Consider the following 14,890-nt stretch of genomic DNA (forward strand, 5'->3'; position numbering starts at 1 on the left):
GGCCTGCGGAGAGAGCAACGTGAGCGACGAGAACAACAACCAGGATCAACAGGCGCTGGCCGACGAGTGGGCGGCGGCTCTGGAGGAGCAGACAGGCGAGGCGGGGGTTGATGCCGATGCCCTGCTCGATGATGTCCAGGCACAGTCGGCCCCGCCAGCCCAGGGCGTCGAGCTGGATGAGCTGAAGGACGATTCTTTGCCGGTCAATGATCCCAAGCTGGATGTCATCCTGGACATTCCGGTTACCCTGACCATGGAGGTGGGAGGCACTGAAATTGCCATCCGCAACCTGCTGCAGCTGAGTCAGGGCTCTGTGATCGAACTGGACCGGGTGGCGGGTGAGCCGCTGGACGTCAAGGTTAACGGTACCCTGATCGCGCATGGTGAAGTGGTGGTGGTCAACGACCGTTACGGGATCCGCCTGACCGACGTGATCAGCCCTCAGGAACGTATCCGGCGGTTGAAATGAGGTCGCTGCTCGCGCTGCTGATGCTGTTGCCAAGCCTGGTACAGGCGGCAGAAGAGAGTCTGGTGCAGGTGGCAAAAGAGCCAGCCGTTTCCCGTGCCGAACTGCCCGATCCGCTGTCCTGGAGCAGTATGCTTCAACTGGGGCTGGGGTTGTTGCTGGTGGTGGGCTTGATCCTGCTGCTGGGCTGGCTGGTCAAGCGCGTCAACGGGGCGACGGCATCAGGGCAGGGCATGAGGGTGCTGGCGGCACTGCCGCTGGGGCAGCGCGAACGGGCGGTGCTGGTGCAGGTCGGGCAGGAGCAGCTGCTGCTGGGCGTGGCGCCGGGCAGGGTCAGCCTGCTGAAGCATTTCGACACGCCGGTGGTCGATTCCGAGGCGGTGCGTGGCGCGGTATTTGCGGATCGTCTGCAGCAGGTGCTGGGGCGCGGAGGCCCTGAATGAAAGGATTGCTCGTCCTGTTGCTCATGTTGCTGCCGGCAGGATCGGCATTGGCGGCTGATACTGGTATTCCGGCGGTAACACTGGTGACCGGAGAGGATGGCACCAGCAACTACAGCGTCACCATCCAGATTCTGGCGCTGATGACATTGCTGACGTTCCTGCCAGCCATGTTGATGATGATGACCTCCTTCGCCCGCATCATCATCGTGTTTGCTATCCTGCGACAGGCGCTGGGTCTGCAACAGACCCCGTCCAACCAGATCATCATCGGCCTGTCGCTGTTTCTGACCCTGTTTATCATGTCGCCGGTACTGGAAGAGGTGAACACCCGTGCGGTGCAGCCCTACATGGCGGAGGAGCTGCCGCCACTGGAGGCGTTCAAGGCCGCTGGCGTGCCTTTTCACGAATTCATGCTGCGTCAGACCCGTGAGAGCGACCTGAACCTGTTCATGCGTATCTCGGAAACGCCGCAGGTCGAGCGTGCCGAGGAGATTCCGTTTACGGTCCTGATTCCGGCGTTCATTATCAGCGAGCTGAAGACCGCCTTTCAGATCGGATTTATGCTGTTCATCCCCTTTCTGGTGATCGACCTGGTGGTTGCCAGCGTGCTGATGGCGATGGGTATGATGATGCTGTCGCCGGTGATTATTTCGCTGCCGTTCAAGATCATGCTGTTTGTGCTGGTGGATGGCTGGGCGATGGTGGTCGGTACCTTGGCGGCCAGCTTCGGCGTTTAGGAGGAGAGTGATGGATCCAGGCATGACGCTCGATCTGTTCGGACAGGCCTTCTGGCTGGTGATCGTGATCGTGGCCGTGATCGTCGGCCCCTCGCTGGCGGTGGGGCTGATGATTTCGGTGTTTCAGGCGGCGACCCAGATTAACGAGCAGACGCTGAGCTTCCTGCCGCGCCTGATCGTGACGCTGTTGGCGTTGATGTGGGCAGGGCCCTGGATCGTCACCCGGATTTCCGACCTGTTCAACTACCTGTTTCTCAATATCCCCCATCTGATTTCGTAGGCTGGCCATGGAGATCAGCCTGCTTCAGGTCGAGCACTGGGTTAACGCCTTCCTCTGGCCCCTGTTCAGGGTCATGTCCTTCTTCATGGCGATGCCGATCATCGGTACCCAGATGTTGCCGACGCGCCTGCGTCTCGGTCTGGCGCTGGCGGTCACCGTACTGCTGGTGCCGGTGCTGCCTCCGATGCCGGAGTTCGACAGCCTGTCGCTGCAGAGCTGGGTTCTGATCGCGCAGCAGGTGCTGATCGGCAGTTTGCTCGGCTTTTCGGCCAATATCCTGTTGCAGAGTTTCGTTGCCGGTGGCCAGATGATGGCGATGCAGATGGGTCTCGGCTTCGCGTCCATGACTGACCCGGCCAATGGTGTCAGTGTAGTGATTGTGGCCCAGATCTACCTGATGCTGGTGATGATGCTGTTCCTGGGCATGGATGGCCATCTGGTGCTGATCGAAATTCTGGCGCAGAGCTTCCATGTGCTCCCGGTGGGGAGCGGCAGCCTCAGCCAGGCTACCCTGTGGCAGATGGCCCTGTCCGGTGGCTGGCTGTTCATGGCGGCCTTGTTGATGGCGCTGCCGGCGGTGACGGCGCTGCTGGTGGTCAACTTCGCTTTCGGTATCATGACCAAGGCGGCGCCTCAGCTGAACATCTTTGCCATCGGCTTTCCGTTCACCATGCTGATGGGGATATTCATCGTCTGGGCCAGCCTGTCCGGCTTTTTCAGTCATTATCAGGTGTTTGCCACTGAGTGGCTGGATATCATTGCCGGCCTGTTGACAGTGGGGGGCTAGATGGCAGAAGAAACTGGCCAGGAAAAAACCGAAGAACCAACGGCCAAGCGCCTCAAGGAGGCGCGGGAAAAGGGCGATATACCCCGCTCACGGGAGTTGTCGGCCACCGCGCTGCTGTTGGCCGCGGCGGCCTCGGCCCTGCTTTTCGGCAGCCAGGTGGCGGGCAGCATGATCGATATCATGACGGAAAGCTTCACGCTGGACCGCCAGGATATATTCGATCCCTCAAGGATGTTCACCCATCTCGGCGAAGCGCTCTATGAAGGTTTTTTCAGTCTCTGGGGGTTCTACCTGCTGACCCTGCTGGCTGCTCTGCTCAGCCCCATCGCTCTGGGGGGGTGGAACTTCAGTGGCAAGTCAGTGGCGCCCAAGGGGAGTCGCATCAACCCGCTGAGCGGTATCAAGCGGATGTTCTCGCTCAAGGCGCTGATCGAGCTGTTCAAGGGACTAGCCAAGTTCCTGCTGGTGGGCACCTTTGCCATCATGGTGCTGTGGCTCGATCAGCCTGACCTGATCGCTCTGGCGCGGGAGGCGGTGGAACCGGCAATCGCTCACTCATTGCAGATTATCGGCTGGTCCTTTCTGGTGATGAGTCTGTCGCTGATCATCATCTCGTTGATCGATGTGCCCTTCCAGCTCTACGACTACAACAAGAAGCTGAAGATGACGATGCAGGAGGTCAAGGACGAGATGAAGAACACCGAGGGCAAGCCTGAGGTGAAAGGACGTATCCGTCAGCTGCAGCGCGAGATCGCTCAGCGAAAAATGATGACGGAGGTGCCCGAGGCGGACGTGGTGATTACCAACCCGACGCATTATGCGGTAGCACTCAAGTATGACCAGCAGGGCGGAGGTGCGCCGCGAGTGGTCGCAAAGGGGGCGGACTTCGTGGCATTGAAGATTCGTGAAGTGGCCGAAGAGCATGATGTTCCCCTGCTGTCGGCACCGCCGCTGGCGCGTGCGCTCTATCACGCCACTGAAATCGGCGACGAAATTCCGGCCGGCCTCTACCAATCGGTGGCCCAGGTGCTGGCCTATGTCTTCCAGCTCAAACGCTACAAACAGCGCCTTGAGGAGGCTCCGGCCCCCCTTCGCGACGACGATCTTGAGATTCCGGAAGAGTTCCGTCGCGATGCTGAGGAATAGTTGGCGGATTTCTTGCATGGTCTTTCTTTATACGCGTGTGAAATGTCAAAAAAACATCAGCTGCACCGTTATTAATGCCGGCTTAATCGGAAAATAGCTGGTCGGGTTCTTTTTTATTGTTTTTTTGACGGTTTGGAGGAAGTGTGGAGCGGGATGCCATCCTGAATAACGTCCGTGGCCTGACACAGGGGAATCTGGGGATTCCCCTTTTGCTGCTGGTGATTTTGGGCATGGTGACCCTGCCCATGCCTGCCTTCCTGCTTGACGTCTTCTTTACCTTCAATATCGCCCTGTCGATCGTGGTGCTGCTGGTCAGCATCTACGCGCTGAGGCCGCTGGATTTTGCCGTATTCCCGACCATCCTGCTGGCCGCTACTCTGCTGCGCCTGGCGCTGAACGTGGCTTCGACCCGTGTGGTGCTGCTGTTCGGCCATGAAGGCGGGGATGCTGCCGGTAAGGTGATTGAGGCCTTCGGTGATGTGGTGGTCGGCGGCAACTACGTGGTCGGTATCGTGGTGTTCCTGATCCTGGTGATCATCAACTTCGTGGTGGTCACCAAGGGTGCCGGTCGTATCTCCGAAGTCAGTGCCCGCTTTACCCTGGATGCGATGCCGGGTAAGCAGATGGCGATCGATGCTGACCTTAATGCAGGTCTGATCAATCAGGATGAGGCGCGTGATCGCCGCCGTGAAGTAACCCAGGAGGCCGACTTCTACGGTGCCATGGACGGTGCGTCCAAGTTTGTCCGCGGTGACGCCGTCGCCGGTATCCTGATCCTGGTGATCAACCTGCTGGGCGGGTTGGGTATTGGTATGGTTCAGCACGGCCTCAACTTTGACATGGCACTGCAGTACTACTCGCTGCTGACCATCGGTGATGGCCTGGTGGCACAGATTCCGTCGCTGCTGCTGTCCACGGCGGCGGCGGTGATGGTGACGCGTGCCAACTCGTCGGAGGCGATGGGCACTCAGGTGTTCCGTCAGATGTTCTCGTCACCGCGTGCACTGAGTGTGGCGGCTGCCATACTGTTCATCATGGGCATCGTGCCGGGCATGCCGCATGTTGCCTTCATTGGTCTGGCGGCAGCGGCGGCGGGTGGTGCCTGGTGGATCAAACAGCGTGAAATGCAGCGCCAGGTCGAGGCGGCTGAAGCGGCCGAGAAGCAGCAGACGGTTGAAACCGAACAGCCCGCGGAAGAGCAGAAAGAGCTGGGTTGGGATGATGTAATGCCGGTGGACATGATCGGCCTGGAGGTCGGTTACCGGTTGATCCCGATGGTGGACAAGATGCAGGGTGGTCAGTTACTGGGACGGATCAAGGGAGTGCGCAAGAAACTGTCGCAGGACCTGGGGTTCCTGGTGCCTTCGGTGCATATTCGTGACAACCTGGACCTGCTGCCGGGGGCCTACCGCATCACCCTGATGGGGGTGATCGCCGGGGAGGCCGAGATCTATCCGGATCGGGAACTGGCGATCAACCCGGGCCAGGTGTTCGGCGATCTGAACGGTATCAGCGTCAAGGACCCGGCGTTCGGGCTGGATGCGGTCTGGATCGAGAAAAGTCACAAGGAACATGCGCAGACCCTGGGCTACACGGTGGTGGATGCCAGTACTGTGGTGGCAACGCATATCAACCAGGTGCTGCAGACTCATTCGCATGAGCTGCTGGGGCATGAGGAAGTACAGCAGCTGCTCGATCTGTTGACCAAGTCGTCACCCAAGCTGGTCGAAGAGCTGATTCCGAAGAAACTGTCGATCAGTGCATTGCTCAAGGTACTGCAGAACCTGCTGATGGAACAGGTACCGTTGAAGGACTTCCGTTCCATTGCCGAGGCGCTGGCGGAAGCGGTGCAGCGTACCCAGGATCCGCTGGCCTTGACCGCGGCGGTGCGGGTGGCATTGTCACGCCTGATTGTGCAGACCATCAATGGTTCGGAGCCGGAGTTGGCGGTGATCACGCTGGAGCCTCAGCTGGAGCAGATGTTGTTGGGCTCCATGCAGCAGGGGCAGGGGGATGAAGGGCTGGTGCTGGAGCCGGGTATGGCCGAGCGGCTGCAGCGCTCGTTGGCCGAAACGGCACAGCGCCAGGAGATGGCCGGCAAGCCTTCGGTCTTGCTGGTTGCGGCACCGGTGCGCCCGCTGATGGCAAAATTTGTCCGTTATGGCGAACACCAGATTCATGTACTCTCCTATCAGGAGATTCCTGAAAACAAGAAAGTCACCATCGTAGCCACAGTGGGTGGGCAAAATGGCTAGGGTTTGGCGACAGGCGGCCGATAAGGGAAGGATATGAAAGTTAAACGTATCTTTGCACCGGATATGCGTCAGGCCATGCGTCGGGTTCGAGAAGAGATCGGTCCCGACGCGGTCATTATCTCCAATCACCGCGTCGCTGGTGGTGTCGAGGTGGTGGCGGCACGGGAAGATGAGTATGAGGCGGCGCAGGCCGAGCTCAAGCGCACCCGTGCGGCGCGCCCCGCTCCTGATCGTCGCGAGGAGCAGATTCGCATCCTGACCGGATCACACTCGCATCAGTCCGAGCAGGCCAGCCGTAACGCCGCGCTGGAAGAGGAGCTGAACAAGACGCGTGCCCGCATCGCCGAGGCCAGCCGGCGCATGGCTGAGCCCGAGGTGCGGGCCGATCGTAACGTCAATCGTCAGATCAATGATGAAGATGACGAAGATCTGCGCTCCATTCTGGAGTCGCTGAAGGCACGCAATCGGCGCCGGGGCGCTCCGTCTGAACCGCTGCCGTCTCCGTCGGCGGAAGCCTATCGGCCAGCCCCCGCGCGCCGGGAGCCGGTGTTCGACTCTGAGCCGATGGTGCCGGAGGAAGATCCCGCGCTGCGTAACATGCAGCAGGAGATCGAGGAGCTGCGTCGGATGCTGCAGCAGCGTGCCGAGCCGGTGGCCGAATCGACCCTGCATGAAGCCGAACCCTCGCATCGCCAGGTCGCCAAACGGCTGCAACAGCTGGGACTGGGCACAGCGCTGGTGCGTCAGTTGATGAACGGTGTCGAACCCGAACTGACGGTCGATGATGCCTGGCGCAACGTGCTGGCGAGGCTGGCGGATTCCTTGCCGGTATTGGGCGAGGAGTTGATCGAACGAGGCGGCATGATCATGTTCGTCGGCCCCACCGGGGTTGGCAAGACCACGACCATCGGCAAGCTGGCGGCGCGGTATGTACTGCAGCACGGCAGCTCCAGCGTGGCGCTGGTGACGACGGACTGTTTCCGTATCGCCGCCCATGAGCAGTTGAAGACCTTTGGCCGTATTCTGGATGTGCCGGTCCGGGTGGTGGATGAGAACCACAGCCTGGAAGAGGTGCTGCAAGGCCTCAGGAACAAGCGCTTAGTGCTGATCGATACCGCCGGTATGAACGCATCCGACCCTCAGGGCCAGCTACAGAAGCAGATGTTGTCCGGGGTCACCCTGCGATTGAAGAAATTGTTGGTACTATCCTGTTCCAGCCAGCTGCAGCTGATGCGCAGTGCCTATGACAATTATGCCGAGCTGGGGCTGCAGGGATGCGTACTGAGCAAGACCGACGAATCCGGTAGCCTGGGTGAGGCGCTGACGCTGGTGGTCGAGAAGCAGTTGCCGATCGCCTATGTCACCGATGGTCAGAAGATTCCTGACGATATCGGCATCGCCCAGCGGAATGATCTGGTCAGCCGTACGGTCGTTATCGCACAGCGTAGTGCGCGCCCCGATATCGGCCTGGATATCGATGATTCGCTGTTCGGGACGGGATAAGGAGTAGTTGATGAAGCAGACCCATCCCGTCAAGGTGATCGCGGTAACCGGAGGCAAGGGCGGCGTCGGCAAGACCAGCGTGTCGGTTAACCTGTCGGTTGGACTGAGTGAAATGGGGCGCCGGGTGGTGCTGATGGATGCCGACCTCGGCTTGGCCAATGTGGATGTGATGCTGGGGCTGCGGCCGCAACAGAACATCGCTGATGTACTGGCCGGGCGCTGTTCGCTGCGCGAGGTAATGGTGTCGGCAGGCGATAATTTCTGGATCGTGCCGGCCGCTTCAGGTACTCAGGAGATGACGGCGCTGAGTGCGCATGAGCATGCCGAGCTGATCCACGCCTTCAACGACATCGCTGATGACCTGGACGTGCTGGTGATCGATACCGCCGCCGGTATCTCCGACTCGGTGGTCAGCTTTGTTCGGGCTGCGCAGGAAGTGCTGGTGGTAGTCTGTGACGAGCCGACCTCGATCACCGACGCCTATGCGTTGATCAAGCTGCTGAACCGGGATTACCAGATGACAAGGTTCCGGGTGCTGGCCAATATGGTCAGAACGGATACCGAGGGACGGAGCATGTTCAATAAACTGTTGACGGTTACAGACAGATTTCTGGATGTGACGCTTCAATACGTTGGCTCAATACCTTATGATGAATCGGTTCGCAAAGCCGTACAAAAGCAAAGGGCTGTGCTCAGGGCGGCACCCAAGGAAAAGGCCGCGCTGGCCTATCGACAGCTGGCCAACAAGGTCGACAGCTGGCCGGTTAGCAATAGCCCCAGAGGACATCTGGAATTCTTTGTTGAACGGCTCGTGCAGGGCGCGCGCCTACCCTGAAAGAAGCATATATGTACAACGTAGTGGAGTTTAAATCAGGTCAGGAGCTGATCCAGGAGTATACCCCGCTGGTGCGACGGATCGCGCATCACCTGATGGCGCGCCTGCCCAGCCATGTTGTGCTGGATGATCTGATTCAGGCCGGCATGATGGGGTTACTGGAAGCCGCCAGCCGCTATGATGCCGGCAAGGGCGCCAGCTTCGAGACCTATGCAGGGATTCGCATTCGCGGTGCCATCATCGATGAGGTGCGCCGGGGAGACTGGACGCCGCGTTCGGTGCATCGTAATGGTCGCCGTATCAGTGAGGCGATCGCGCAGGTAGAACATCGCACCGGGCGGGATGCCAGCGACAGCGAGGTCGCGGCCGAAATGGGTATCGGTATCGCGGAATACCAGTCGTTGCTGCAGGACTCGGTCGACAGCCGCTTGTTCAGTTATGATCAACTGACTGAAGCGACGGACGAGGCGCCAACGGAACAGTTTACCTCGACCGAGCCGGATCCGCGGCAGATGCTGGAAAGCGACGGTTTCAAGCAGGCGCTGGCGCGGGCGATCGGTGCGCTGCCCGAACGGGAGCGCCTGGTGCTGTCACTGTATTATGATGAAGAGCTGAATCTCAAGGAGATCGGCCAGGTGCTGGGCGTCAGTGAGTCGCGGGTCAGTCAGATCCACAGCCAGGCGGCGCTTCGGCTTCGCGGGCGATTGCGGGACTGGTGTTGAGCGTATGACCGGCTGGCCAGAGTATCGTTTGGAGATGTTTTCTGAATTGGGGGAAGTGTCTTGAAGAAAGACATCAAAATACTTGTAGTAGATGATTTCTCTACGATGAGGCGCATCATCAAGAATCTGTTGCGTGACCTTGGGTTTACCAATGTCGATGAAGCGGATGACGGCAAGACTGCGCTGCCGATCCTTAAGCAGGGCAATGTGGAGTTCCTGATTACGGACTGGAACATGCCTGAAATGACCGGTATCGACCTGCTCAAGACGGTGCGTGCGGATGCAGCCTTGGCCCATATTCCGGTGCTGATGGTTACCGCTGAAGCCAAGCGCGAGCAGATCATCGCGGCGGCTCAGGCCGGCGTCAACGGCTATGTAGTGAAACCCTTTACCGCTGCTGTGCTGAAGGAAAAGATCGACAAGATCTTTGAACGTATCGAAAGCTGACAGCATTAGCGGAGGGTTCCGATGGCAGCGCAAACGGCCAGTAAAGTGGATTTCAACGGCTTCGACGAGTTTCTGCGTGACCGTGCCCGTACGCTGGTGACCGAGCTTGAAGCCGGCAACCTGCCTGCGGCGATGGGGTTGATCAATGAACTTCAGTTCGCCCGCCACCAGGTGTTTTACAACGAAGTCGGTCATCTGACGCGCGGCTTGCACGAAGCGATCAAGGCCTTCTCCAGCGATATGGGCGAGAAGATGCCCGCCGAGGGGGACGAAAGCCTGGCGGCGATCGGTGATGCCTCTGATCGGCTGGGTTATGTTATTGAACTGACGGAAAAAAATGCACACGAGACCATGGACCGGGTGGACCGTTCCCTGAGTCTGGTGGATAAGCTGGACCAGCAGAGTGAGCGTTTCAAGGAGTTGCTGTTACTGGTAGGGCAGCTGGAGGGGGATTTTGAGGCCCTTAACGGCACCTATGACCGTACCTGTGAACTAAAAAACCAGTCGGAACAAACCATTACCGAGCTGCGCACGACATTGACCGATATCCTGGTGTCTCAGGGCGTGCAGGATATCACCGGACAGTTGATACGCCGTGTGATTACGCTGGTGACCCAGGTGGAAGGTCAGCTGGTCAAGTTGATGGATATGGCGGCCAAGGTTGAACAGTTGAGCAGCCTGGAAGCCGTACCTGTGCTGGCTGAAGCCGACAGCGCGGAGGCTGAGTCCTCGACACCTGCTGCCAAGGGTAAAGAAAAGAATCCTATTCAGGCGGAAGGCCCCCAGCTGCCGAATGGAAATCAGGATGCGGTGTGTAACCAGGACGATGTTGATGACCTGCTGTCCAGCCTGGGATTTTGATAGGAGCTCGCGATGAGTTTGGATGTCGATCAGGAAATTCTGGAAGATTTTCTCGTAGAAGCCGGAGAGATACTGGAGCAGCTGTCTGAGCAGCTCGTCGATCTGGAACAGCGTCCCGATGACAAGGACCTGCTGAATGCAATCTTCCGCGGGTTCCATACGGTTAAAGGGGGCGCAGGCTTCCTGCAACTGGATGCAATGGTGGAATGCTGCCACAAGGCAGAGAACCTGTTTGACTTGCTGCGCAATGGCGAGTTGAGCGTCAGCTCAGAGCTGATGGATGTGGTACTGCAGGCGCTGGATGCCATCAATGCCATGTTCGAGTCCGTGCGCGCCGGGGAAGAGCCCGATCATGCGTCACCGGCTCTGCTGCAGGCACTGGTAAATTTCGCTGAAGGTGGTGCGCCTGCGCCTGCGCCGGTGACGCCGGCACCCGCTCCGGCTGAGCCGCCCCCGGCAGCACCCGAGTCGGTCGTTGCTGAAACCCCGGCAAATCCCAATACCCCGATGGATGATTTTGAAATGCTGTTGGGGGATCTTGCGGGTAGCCATGCCCAGGCACCGGCCGACAGCGCGCCTGAGGGCGCTGCAGGCGATGACCTGATCACCGAAGATGAGTTCGAAGCCCTGCTGGATGAACTCCATGGTCCCGGGAAGGGACCGGGTGTCGGCGCGACAGACGTCGAGGCCGAAGCCCCTGTTGCAGCGGCGAGCGGTGGTGGCGAGCTGATTACCGATGACGAATTCGAAGCCTTGCTGGACGAACTCCAGTCGGCGGGTGAAGGGGCCTTTGCGCACCTGCAGCACCCGACGGCGGAAGCGGCCAAGCCGGCGGCTCCTGTGCCGGCTGAGCCTCGGGTAAGTGCACCGGCGCCGGTAGCAGCCCCGGCCCCGGCCCTGGCCCCGATTGTGGAAGAGCATACCGAGAGCAAGGAAACCAAGACCAAACCCTCAGCGAGCAAGCCGGCTGCCGAGAGCAATGTGCGTGTCGATACCCGCCTGCTGGACAAGATCATGAACATGGTCGGCGAACTGGTACTGGTGCGTAACCGTCTGGTGCGCCTGGGCGGCACCCGTGAAGACGAGGAGATGGCCAAGGCGCTGGGTACTCTGGACATGGTCACTGCCGACCTGCAGACCTCGGTGATGAAAACGCGCATGCAGCCGGTGAAGAAGGTGTTTGGCCGCTTCCCGCGCCTGATCCGCGACCTGTCGCGCAACCTGAAGAAAGAGGTGCGTCTGGAGCTGCGCGGTGAAGAAACCGACCTGGACAAGAACCTGGTCGAAGCGCTGGCCGATCCGCTGATCCACCTGGTACGCAACGCCGTCGACCACGGCATCGAAGCGCCGGACAAGCGTGCTGCCATCGGTAAGCCCCGTGAGGGTCATGTGCTGTTGTCCGCCGAGCAGGAAGGTGATCACATCCTGCTGATCATTCAGGATGACGGCGCCGGTATGGATCCGGAAGTGCTGCGCAACCTGGCGGTCAAGCGCGGCATGATGGATGTGGAAGCAGCTCGCCGCCTGACTGACCAGGAATGTTTCAACCTGATCTTCCAGGCCGGCTTCTCCACCAAGACCGAGGTCTCTGATGTGTCCGGACGCGGTGTGGGCATGGACGTGGTCAAGACCAAGATCACCCAGCTTAACGGCACGCTCAGCATCGATTCCATTCTCGGCCAGGGTACCCGGATTGCGATTCAGGTACCACTGACTCTGGCGATCATGCCGACGCTGATGGTGATGCTGGAAGGCCAGGCATTCGCGCTGCCGCTGGTCAACGTCAATGAGATCTTCAACCTGGACCTGACCAAGACCAATATCGTCGACGGCCAGCAGGTGATCATCGTGCGTGATCAGGCGCTGCCTCTGTTCCACCTCAAGCGCTGGCTGGTACAGGGACAGGCGGGTGCCGAGCTGCCGAGCCAGGGCCATGTGGTGATTGTCAGTGTGGGTACCACCCGGGTCGGTTTCGTAGTCGACCAGCTGGTAGGCCAGGAAGAGGTGGTGATCAAGCCGCTGGGCAGCATTTTGCACGGTACGCCGGGCTTGTCCGGTGCCACCATTACCGGTGATGGCCGTATCGCGCTGATCATTGATATACCGAATTTGTTGAAATATTACGCATCGACCTGAAGCGACAGGCGTAGATGAGGGATCTTTATGCCGGTTAAAGTGCTGATAGTCGATGATTCGGGCTTTTTTCGTCATCGCATCGAGGAGATGCTCCAGGATGACCCCAGACTGCAGGTGGTCGGTACAGCGGTCAACGGCAGGGAGGCGGTCGATCAGGTCAAGCGACTGAAGCCCGATGTGGTGACCATGGATGTGGAGATGCCGCAGATGAACGGCATCGAAGCGGTACGCATCATTATGCGCGAAGCGCCGACCAATGTTCTGATGTTGTCCTCGCTGACTCATGAGGGGGCGCGGGTGACGTTGCAGGCGCTGGAGGCTGGTGCCGCCGACTATCTGCCCAAGGATATCCGGGCCTGGATGGACAAGAACAGCGGGGTACGCGCCCAGCTGATCGACCGTCTGGTCGCACTTGGGCGTACCCGTCGATTCCGGCAAAGCAGTGTGCTGGAACGCTCCTGGCCGGGGCGCGAGCAGAAAGGCACGACGATGGTGTTCCGTCCAGATGACACGGCACCGTCGCGCCGGCCTCAGACGCCGGCCCGCCCTTCGGTTACGTCCACTCCACGGGCAGCCAGTGCTGAAACTCGGCGACCGGCGCCAGCCGCTGCGGCACCGGCACGGCCTTCGGTTGCGGGTGATCCGGCAACCACGCCGGCTTCCCGAGTCCAGTTTCCCGACTGCAAGCTGGTGGTGATCGGTGCCTCTACCGGCGGTCCGGCGGCGCTGCAGAAGGTGCTGACCCAATTGCCGGCCAACTACCCTTATCCGGTGCTGTTGGTGCAGCACATGCCCAAAACCTTCACCCAGGTGTTCGCTGAGCGGCTCAACCAGCAGTGTCAGATCCGAGTCAGGGAAGCTGAAGATGGTGACCGTCTGGAGCCGGGGCTGGCTCTGTTGGCCCCCGGGGGGCTGCAGATGATGCTGGATCCACGGCAGAAGGATAAAGTGCGGATTCTGACCGGTGACGAGCGCCTGACCTACAAGCCCAGCGTGGATGTGACTTATGCCTCGGCCGCCAAGACCTACGGCAACAAGGTGCTGGGCGTCATTTTGACCGGCATGGGGTCCGATGGCTGTGACGGCGCTCGCCTGTTGAAGCAGGCGGGAGCATCCATGTGGGCGCAGAACCGTGACAGTTGCACCATTTACGGGATGCCTCAGGCGGTCGTGAACGCAGGCTTGGCCGATGCCATCCTCGAGCTTGACGATGTAGGACCGCTGCTGGCACAGCGCGGGTTGCGTTAAGTCGTACCTTCGCAGAGAGAACAGGACCAGAAACAGATGCAGGTATGGGCAGTTGCAAACCAGAAGGGCGGTGTGGGCAAAACCACCACGGCAATCTCTCTGGCCGGGCTTTTGGCTGAAGTCGGTTACCGCGTATTGCTGGTAGATCTCGACCCTCATGGCTCGATGACCAGCTACTTCCGTTATGACCCCGATGAGCTGGAACGCAGTGTCTATGATCTGTTCAGTCAAACCCGTGTTGACGCCGAACGGGTGAGTGAGTTGATACTTGATACCAGCCACGACAGTATCAAGCTGATTCCTGCCGCCACGGCATTGGCGACGCTGGAGCGCAAGGCGGTTGCCCAGGAAGGCATGGGACTACAGGTAGCCAAGGCGTTGCGCCATCTGCAGGCCGAGTACGACTATGTGCTGATCGATAGTCCGCCGGTACTGGGGGTGTTGATGGTCAATGCACTGGCGGCCTGCAATCATCTGGTGGTACCGGTACAAACCGAATTCCTGGCGCTCAAGGGGCTGGAGCGGATGGTTCGTACCATTCATATGATCAACCGGGCGCGCAAGAACAAGTTGCCGTTTACCATTGTGCCCACTTTCTACGACCGCCGGACCCAGGCATCGGTGAACAGTCTTCGGGAACTGCACACGCACTACCCGGAAAACCTGTCCAATGCTGTAGTGCCCGTGGATACCAAATTCAGAAATGCCAGTCTCAAGGGGCTGGTGCCCTCGTCACTCGATGCGGGCAGCCGAGGGGTGCATGCCTATGCTCGCCTGCTGCGCAGCCTGCTGGAACCGCGAGAACAGGAGTGATCGATGGCGGATCAGAAGCAAGTCGTATACGAATATCTGGAAGCGCTGTTGCAGGACTCTTTGCCGGACGATATGGCAACGCCTGAGGCTGGACTGGATATCATCGAAACCGAAGCTGCCGCCAGTGAACAGCCGGTTTCGGGAGCGCTGGATGAAGATTTGGTGGTTGAGGAGTCGACAGCGCCGCTGATTGCGGACACGATGACTGCTG

General features: G+C 59.6%; 16 protein-coding genes. All 16 read left to right on the plus strand.

Features of this window, described 5'->3' with window-relative positions:
• The first annotated feature begins 19 nt into the window (after positions 1–19).
• Positions 20–469, plus strand: coding sequence for a flagellar motor switch protein FliN (fliN, locus tag ABD013_RS07120; RefSeq protein WP_343804340.1), 450 nt, complete (start codon positions 20–22; stop codon positions 467–469).
• Positions 466–909, plus strand: a complete 444-nt coding sequence (gene fliO, locus ABD013_RS07125; RefSeq protein WP_343804342.1) for a flagellar biosynthetic protein FliO — start codon at positions 466–468, stop codon at positions 907–909. Before fliN ends, fliO begins: the two co-directional genes overlap by 4 nt.
• On the plus strand, positions 906–1,646 hold the full coding sequence (fliP, locus tag ABD013_RS07130) for a flagellar type III secretion system pore protein FliP (protein WP_343804344.1): 741 nt from the start codon (positions 906–908) through the stop codon (positions 1,644–1,646). The genes fliO and fliP overlap by 4 nt, the downstream gene beginning before the upstream one ends.
• 10 nt (positions 1,647–1,656) lie before the next feature.
• Complete coding sequence (fliQ, locus tag ABD013_RS07135) at positions 1,657–1,926, plus strand: flagellar biosynthesis protein FliQ (protein ID WP_343804346.1); 270 nt, start codon at positions 1,657–1,659, stop codon at positions 1,924–1,926.
• Positions 1,927–1,933: 7 nt separating this feature from the next.
• Complete coding sequence (gene fliR, locus ABD013_RS07140; RefSeq protein ID WP_343804348.1) at positions 1,934–2,713, plus strand: flagellar biosynthetic protein FliR; 780 nt, start codon at positions 1,934–1,936, stop codon at positions 2,711–2,713.
• The gene (flhB, locus tag ABD013_RS07145; RefSeq protein ID WP_343804350.1) at positions 2,714–3,859 is read left to right on the plus strand and encodes a flagellar biosynthesis protein FlhB; all 1,146 of its coding nucleotides are present in this window, start codon (positions 2,714–2,716) and stop codon (positions 3,857–3,859) included.
• A gap of 143 nt (positions 3,860–4,002) precedes the next feature.
• Entirely contained in the window at positions 4,003–6,114 is a 2,112-nt protein-coding gene (flhA, locus tag ABD013_RS07150; RefSeq protein WP_343804352.1) for a flagellar biosynthesis protein FlhA, read from the plus strand.
• A gap of 33 nt (positions 6,115–6,147) precedes the next feature.
• Positions 6,148–7,617, plus strand: coding sequence for a flagellar biosynthesis GTPase FlhF (flhF, locus tag ABD013_RS07155; protein ID WP_343804354.1), 1,470 nt, complete (start codon positions 6,148–6,150; stop codon positions 7,615–7,617).
• A gap of 10 nt (positions 7,618–7,627) precedes the next feature.
• Positions 7,628–8,452 carry a MinD/ParA family protein gene (locus ABD013_RS07160; protein WP_343804356.1) on the plus strand — a complete coding sequence of 275 codons (825 nt, stop codon included), beginning with the start codon at positions 7,628–7,630 and terminating at the stop codon, positions 8,450–8,452.
• Between the two features lie 11 nt (positions 8,453–8,463).
• A complete protein-coding gene (locus tag ABD013_RS07165; protein WP_343804358.1) occupies positions 8,464–9,174 on the plus strand; it encodes an RNA polymerase sigma factor FliA in 711 nt (236 codons plus the stop codon).
• A 60-nt stretch (positions 9,175–9,234) separates the two neighbouring features.
• A complete protein-coding gene (cheY, locus tag ABD013_RS07170; RefSeq protein WP_425543396.1) occupies positions 9,235–9,621 on the plus strand; it encodes a chemotaxis response regulator CheY in 387 nt (128 codons plus the stop codon).
• A 21-nt stretch (positions 9,622–9,642) separates the two neighbouring features.
• On the plus strand, positions 9,643–10,482 hold the full coding sequence (locus ABD013_RS07175) for a protein phosphatase CheZ (protein ID WP_343804360.1): 840 nt from the start codon (positions 9,643–9,645) through the stop codon (positions 10,480–10,482).
• A 12-nt stretch (positions 10,483–10,494) separates the two neighbouring features.
• Positions 10,495–12,618: a chemotaxis protein CheA gene (locus tag ABD013_RS07180; RefSeq protein ID WP_343804362.1), complete on the plus strand. Its 2,124-nt coding sequence runs from the start codon at positions 10,495–10,497 to the stop codon at positions 12,616–12,618.
• 27 nt (positions 12,619–12,645) lie between these two features.
• Positions 12,646–13,866 carry a protein-glutamate methylesterase/protein-glutamine glutaminase gene (locus tag ABD013_RS07185; RefSeq protein ID WP_343804364.1) on the plus strand — a complete coding sequence of 407 codons (1,221 nt, stop codon included), beginning with the start codon at positions 12,646–12,648 and terminating at the stop codon, positions 13,864–13,866.
• Between the two features lie 36 nt (positions 13,867–13,902).
• Positions 13,903–14,679: a ParA family protein gene (locus ABD013_RS07190; protein WP_343804366.1), complete on the plus strand. Its 777-nt coding sequence runs from the start codon at positions 13,903–13,905 to the stop codon at positions 14,677–14,679.
• Positions 14,680–14,682: 3 nt separating this feature from the next.
• On the plus strand, positions 14,683–14,890 hold a 208-nt coding region (locus ABD013_RS07195; RefSeq protein ID WP_343804368.1), incomplete at its 3' end, for a hypothetical protein.

Source organism: Marinobacterium maritimum (assembly GCF_039523155.1).
In the GTDB taxonomy this organism is placed as follows: domain Bacteria; phylum Pseudomonadota; class Gammaproteobacteria; order Pseudomonadales; family Balneatricaceae; genus Marinobacterium; species Marinobacterium maritimum.